Below are 4,966 nucleotides of genomic sequence, written 5' to 3' on the forward strand. Positions count from 1 at the left end.
GTCGCCGGCGCGGGCGGCGGTTTCGACGTGTACGCGGGGCTTCCGCTGGCGCTCGCCCTGCGGACGGCGGGCAAGGACGTCCACCTGGCGAACCTCTCGTTCGCCGATCTGTACGGGCTGCCCTCGGACGTGTGGCTGCAGCCCGACGTCGCGGCCATCGGCCCCGACCTCGATGTGCGCGGCGACTACTTCCCCGAACGCACGCTGGCCCGCTGGCTGGACCGGCAGGGTCTGCCCGCCACCGTGTACGCGTTCCCGCGCACCGGCGTGCGACCGCTGCGCGCCGCCTACCGTGCGCTGTTGGACCACCTGGGCGGGGTGGACGCGGTGGTCCTGGTCGACGGCGGCACCGACATCCTGATGCGCGGCGACGAGCACGGTCTGGGCACGCCCGAGGAGGACATGGCGAGCCTGTCCGCCGTGGCGGGTCTCGACGACGTCCCTGAGCGGCTGGTCGCCTGTCTGGGCTTCGGCGTGGACGCCTACCACGGGATCAGCCACTCGCTGGTGCTGGAGAACCTGGCCGAACTCGACCGGGCGGGCTCCTACCTCGGCGCGTTCTCCCTGCCGCGGCACAGCCCCGAGGGCGCGCTCTACCTCGACGCGGTGGCCGACGCGCAGGCCTGCACGCCGGGCCACCCCAGCATCGTCAACGGGTCCGTCGCGGCCGCCGTGCGCGGCGACTTCGGCGACGTCCGGTTCACCGAGCGCACGAACGACGGCGAACTGTTCGTCAATCCCCTCATGACGCTGTACTTCTGCGTCGACGCGCCCGGCCTGGCCCGCCGCAACCTCTACCTGGACCGGCTGGCCGACACCGTCCTGATGCGGCAGATCAGCTCCCGCATAGAGGAGTTCCGTGACGAACTGCCCCGGCTGCGGCAGCCGCGCGCCTTCCCGCACTGAGTCACGGCGCGCCGTCCGGGCGGCCAGCCGGGTCGCGGCACGTCGTCCGGCCGGTCAGCGGGCCGCGACGTCACGGCTGCCGACGACGGCGAGGGCTGCGGTCAGGAGCAGCAGCGCGGCCGCCTGGACGGCGAAGCCGGCCACCATAGCCGTGGGCAGAGGCATGGACACATCGAGCCAGGTGTACGCGGCGGCCACGCGCAGCGTGAGGATCAGCAGCCCGAGCCCGGCCAGGGCGAGCGCGCCCTCTCCGCCCGCGGTCCGGCCCCGGCGGCCGCGGCGCACCAGCCAGCCGAGCGCGCCGAGGACGAAACAGGTGGTCGGCGCCCACACGGGGTCGGCCACGGTGGGCAGTACGACGACGGAAGCGCCCATGACGACACAGCATCCGGCGTACACCGTGCCCGGGGTGCCGAAGGACAGCGCCGCCGGGGGCGCGTCGCGGTGACAGGCGGTGCACAGGGCCAGGGCCGGCAGCCAGGCGAAGGCCGCCGTGGCGGTGGCGTAGGCCGACTCCGGCGGGGGGAAGTCGGTCACGAAGGGCGCGAGGAAGGGCCAGAGGCTCGGCAGGGCGGCGAGCAGCACGCTGATCCGCGCGGTCCTGCGGCGGTCGCGCAGCAGGGCGAAGTAGCCGACCGTCCACAGCAGGGGCAGCACCCAGGCGGCGACGGCGGCCGAGGCGACGACCGGACCCCGCCCGGTGAACCCCGACAGGAACACGTCCCGCCCGAAGGCGCCGTGGGTGGACGTCCAGGTCAGCTCCAGCGCCCGGTCGGCGACCGCGGCGGCCGCCTGGAGCAGCACGGCCCATAGCGCGAAGAGCCGGACCGTCGAGCCGAGCAGCGCGTAGCGGCGCGGCGCGGCGGCGGCGCCCAGCCGAGTGCGCACGGCGAGAGCGGCGACGCTGGCGGCCTCGCCGAGGGTCGGCCGGCTCTGATCCTGGAGTTCGCGGTCGGTCTCCCCGAGGAAGACCTCGACCATCTCCTCCTCCCGCTCCTGGCGGTAGTACGCGGGCAGCAGCCGCAGCACGGCGCGGTAGCGCGCTTCGAGAAGGGTCGTCGTGCCGGTCATGCCAGACCTCCGGCGAGTCCGGGCCCGGTGGCCGGCGGGATGACGGTTCCGGGGGCGCGACGGCCCTCGGCGATGCGGCGTCTGGCCGCTCCGGCGCCGGCCGCCATGCGGTCGGCCTCCGCCGCGAGGGCCCGGACGCCGTCGTCGGTGACGCGGTAGTAGCGCCTGAGCCTGCCCTGCTGGACCTCCTCGCGGTCCAGGGCGATGAGCCCGTCGGCGGTGAGCCGGTCGAGCACGCCGTAAAGCGTGCCCACCCGCAACTGCACTTCACCGGCGGAGAGTTCCTCTATCTCCCGCAGGATGCCGTAGCCGTGCCGCGGCTGGTCGGCGAGGGCCGTCAGCACGAAGAAGGCGGCCTGGGTCATGCTCTTCGATGCCATGGGACTGAATATATCGGCTCCCGATATATTCAGCACGACGAAACACCGTTTCGACCGTCAGCCGTCGTCGCGCGGATACGTCGCGATCACCCGTCCCTTGACGTCGGCCCGGAGGTACCCGCTGCCGTAGTCGTCGGACAGGTAGACGCTCATCGAGGGCGGGGTGTCGAAGACGGTGGATCCCGTGTCGACCAGCAGATATCGGCTGGTGGGATGGGCGACGCCGAGGGTCTTGGCGGCCCGGGCCAGGAGGCCGGGGACCTTGTCCCAGTCATAGACGTCCAGGTCGACGGGGACCGCGCCGCTCATCACGGTGCCGCCCGGGCCGTCCTTCACGGCCACGTCCCCACCGCGGTACATGTACCGGTCGTACAGCTTCGGTCGGCCCTTCACGGAGACGTCGGCCATGGCGTACTCCTCGTACACCGCGAGGCGCGTCACCTTCGCCCCGCCCGTGGCGGCCGACAGCTTCGCGACGACGTTCTTGACGCCGTTCCCGCTGAGCAGGTCGACCTTCTGTGGCTCGGACGCGTCGCCGGAAGCGGCCCCGGAGACGTCGTCGGAGGAGGCCCCGGACGCCCCGGAGGCGCCCTGGCCGGCGCCCCGCGACGCGGACACGCCCGGCAGCGGTGAGTGGGCGCCGCCGCTGCCGCCGTCGCCGCCGTCCTGAAGGTGCGGAAGCAGCGTCCACGCCAGGACGCCGGCCAGAGCGGTGGCCAGCACGGCGATGGCGACGGTCGGGCCACGCCCGCGGCGGGCCGGGGGCCTGGCGTCGGCAGGCGGGACGATCGTGACGGCCCCGGGCGGGGCCGCGGGCGGGGCGAGGGAGTACGAGGTGGTCGAGGGCGGCGGCGCGTGGACCGCCGACGGGACGGAGGCGGCCGGGAAGGCCACGCCCGGCGCCGGCGCCGAGGCCGTCACGGCCGCGAGCATCAGGTCGACGCGGGCCGCGTCGGGGCGGGCCTGCGGGTCGCGCACGAGCAGCGCCGTGAGAACGGCGTTCAGCGGTCCCGCGCTGCGCGGCGCGGGCACGTCCTCGCTCAGCACGGCGGCCAGCGTGGCGAGCGTGCTGCCCCTGCGCAGCGGATGACGCCCCTCCACGGCGACGTACATCAGCATCCCGAGCGACCAGAGGTCGGCGGCGGGCCCGCCCTCCTTCCCGCTCACCCGCTCCGGCGCCATGAAGTCGGGCGAGCCGATGACCGAGCCGGTCGCGGTGAGGCCGACCGACTCCCGGACGGCGGCGATGCCGAAGTCGGTGAGCACGGGCCGGCCGTCGGGGCGCAGCAGGACGTTGGCGGGCTTCACGTCACGGTGCTCGATGCCGACGGCGTGCGCGGCGCGCAGCGCGGCCAGCACCTCGCGGCCCATCCGGGCGGCCTCGACCGGGGACATCGCCTCCCGCTCCAGCCTGTCCTGCAGCGAGCCGCCCTCGACGAGCTCCATCACGATCCACGGATACGTGTGCTCGCCACCGTCGACGATGTGATGGATGGTGACGACGTTGGGATGGTGGACGCGCGCCAGCGCGCGGGCCTCGCGCAGCACGCGCTCGCGCAGCACCCGGGCGGCCGCCGGGTCGTGCTCGGCGAGGTCCGGGTCCGCGTGCCGCACCTCCTTCACCGCCACCGCCCGGTGCAGGACCAGGTCGTGGGCCCGCCACACCAGGCCCATGCCTCCGCCGCCGAGTCGTTCCACCAGCTCGAAGCGTCCGTCGACGACGCGTCTGTGGGTTCCCCCTGTGCTCATGGAGGGAGCTTAGAGGCAGCGACCGACACGCCATGTGTCGGCCAGAGGGGGCACAGCGCGAATGGTCCGGCCGCTCACGGGCATGCTGTGAACGAGGTCACTTCCGCCGGGCCGTGCCGTAACCGTTCCCGGTCCGCTCCCTCCCCCTCCTCTCGCCCTCCCCACGAAGGACGTGCGCTTTGGCTCTCATGCACCCCGACGCCCCCTCGGCCCGCCGTCCGGGCCGCTGCTGGACGATCCGCGTGGTGGGGCACCGGGACCGCACCGCGTCGGTCACCTGCTCCTCCGCGTGCGCGATGCCGCCGCGCTCCCGGGACCTCGCGGCCCTGCGCCGTTTCGCCGAGGCCCACGCGGCCGCGCACGCCCGGGCGGCGGCGGTGCATCACGACGCCGCGTGCTGGTGCCGCCGTCAGCGGTGCGCGCCGCACGAGGACGTCCGGGTCTCCTGCGCGGGCACGGTCGTCCTCGTCCTGCGACACGACCCGTCGGTGGGTCAGGTGTGGACGCTCAGCGAAGTGTGCTCCTCGTGCGCCCCGTTGATGCCCCACACGCGTGTGCTGAGCCGGGCGGCTGCGCCGCGGCCCCGCACGCCGGACCCGGCGGCCGCGGACGCGGAGCCGGAGACGAACGCCCGTGCGGGCGGCGGCCCGGTGGGGGCTCCCGGCTCCGGTGCGGGGCGGGAGGCGTACGGCAGGCCCGGTCCGTCGGGACCCACGATGCCCGCCGCCGGACCGGCGCGGCTCGTCCCCGGCGGCTTCAGCGCGCCCGCAGGAGCCGGTGGCCCGGAGCGGAGCGCTGTGCGGCGACGCCCCGTCGGGGGGCGGCGCGGACGCCCGGGAGCGGGCGGCGGCGCGGGCTGA

General features: G+C 74.9%; 5 protein-coding genes. 2 read left to right on the forward strand and 3 right to left on the reverse strand.

Going from position 1 to position 4,966, the window contains the following annotated elements; all coding sequences use genetic code 11:
• A partial coding sequence (locus tag ABT300_RS41305) for a DUF1152 domain-containing protein (protein WP_351687534.1) occupies nt 1–906 on the forward strand: 906 nt, incomplete at its 5' end.
• A gap of 54 nt (nt 907–960) precedes the next feature.
• Here ABT300_RS41305 and ABT300_RS41310 read toward each other — a convergent pair.
• From ABT300_RS41310 to ABT300_RS41320, 3 genes are all read right to left on the reverse strand, one after another.
• On the reverse strand, nt 961–1,977 hold the full coding sequence (locus tag ABT300_RS41310; protein ID WP_351687536.1) for a hypothetical protein: 1,017 nt from the start codon (nt 1,975–1,977) through the stop codon (nt 961–963).
• Nucleotides 1,974–2,342 carry a PadR family transcriptional regulator gene (locus ABT300_RS41315; protein ID WP_351687541.1) on the reverse strand — a complete coding sequence of 123 codons (369 nt, stop codon included), beginning with the start codon at nt 2,340–2,342 and terminating at the stop codon, nt 1,974–1,976. Before ABT300_RS41315 ends, ABT300_RS41310 begins: the two co-directional genes overlap by 4 nt.
• A gap of 72 nt (nt 2,343–2,414) precedes the next feature.
• Complete coding sequence (locus ABT300_RS41320) at nt 2,415–4,106, reverse strand: serine/threonine-protein kinase (protein WP_351687539.1); 1,692 nt, start codon at nt 4,104–4,106, stop codon at nt 2,415–2,417.
• 188 nt (nt 4,107–4,294) lie between these two features.
• Here ABT300_RS41320 and ABT300_RS41325 point away from each other — a divergent pair, with 188 nt between their 5' ends.
• Entirely contained in the window at nt 4,295–4,966 is a 672-nt protein-coding gene (locus ABT300_RS41325; protein ID WP_351687543.1) for a hypothetical protein, read from the forward strand.

This window comes from Streptomyces sp. NPDC001027, from assembly GCF_040299045.1.
GTDB lineage: Bacteria > Actinomycetota > Actinomycetes > Streptomycetales > Streptomycetaceae > Streptomyces.

Coding starts and splice junctions, on each gene's coding strand:
- ABT300_RS41310 (WP_351687536.1), bottom strand. CDS start 1,977: ATGACCGGCACGACGACCCTTCTCGAAGCGCGCTACCGCGCCGTGCTG.
- ABT300_RS41315 (WP_351687541.1), bottom strand. CDS start 2,342: ATGACCCAGGCCGCCTTCTTCGTGCTGACGGCCCTCGCCGACCAGCCG.
- ABT300_RS41320 (WP_351687539.1), bottom strand. CDS start 4,106: ATGAGCACAGGGGGAACCCACAGACGCGTCGTCGACGGACGCTTCGAG.
- ABT300_RS41325 (WP_351687543.1), top strand. CDS start 4,295: ATGCACCCCGACGCCCCCTCGGCCCGCCGTCCGGGCCGCTGCTGGACG.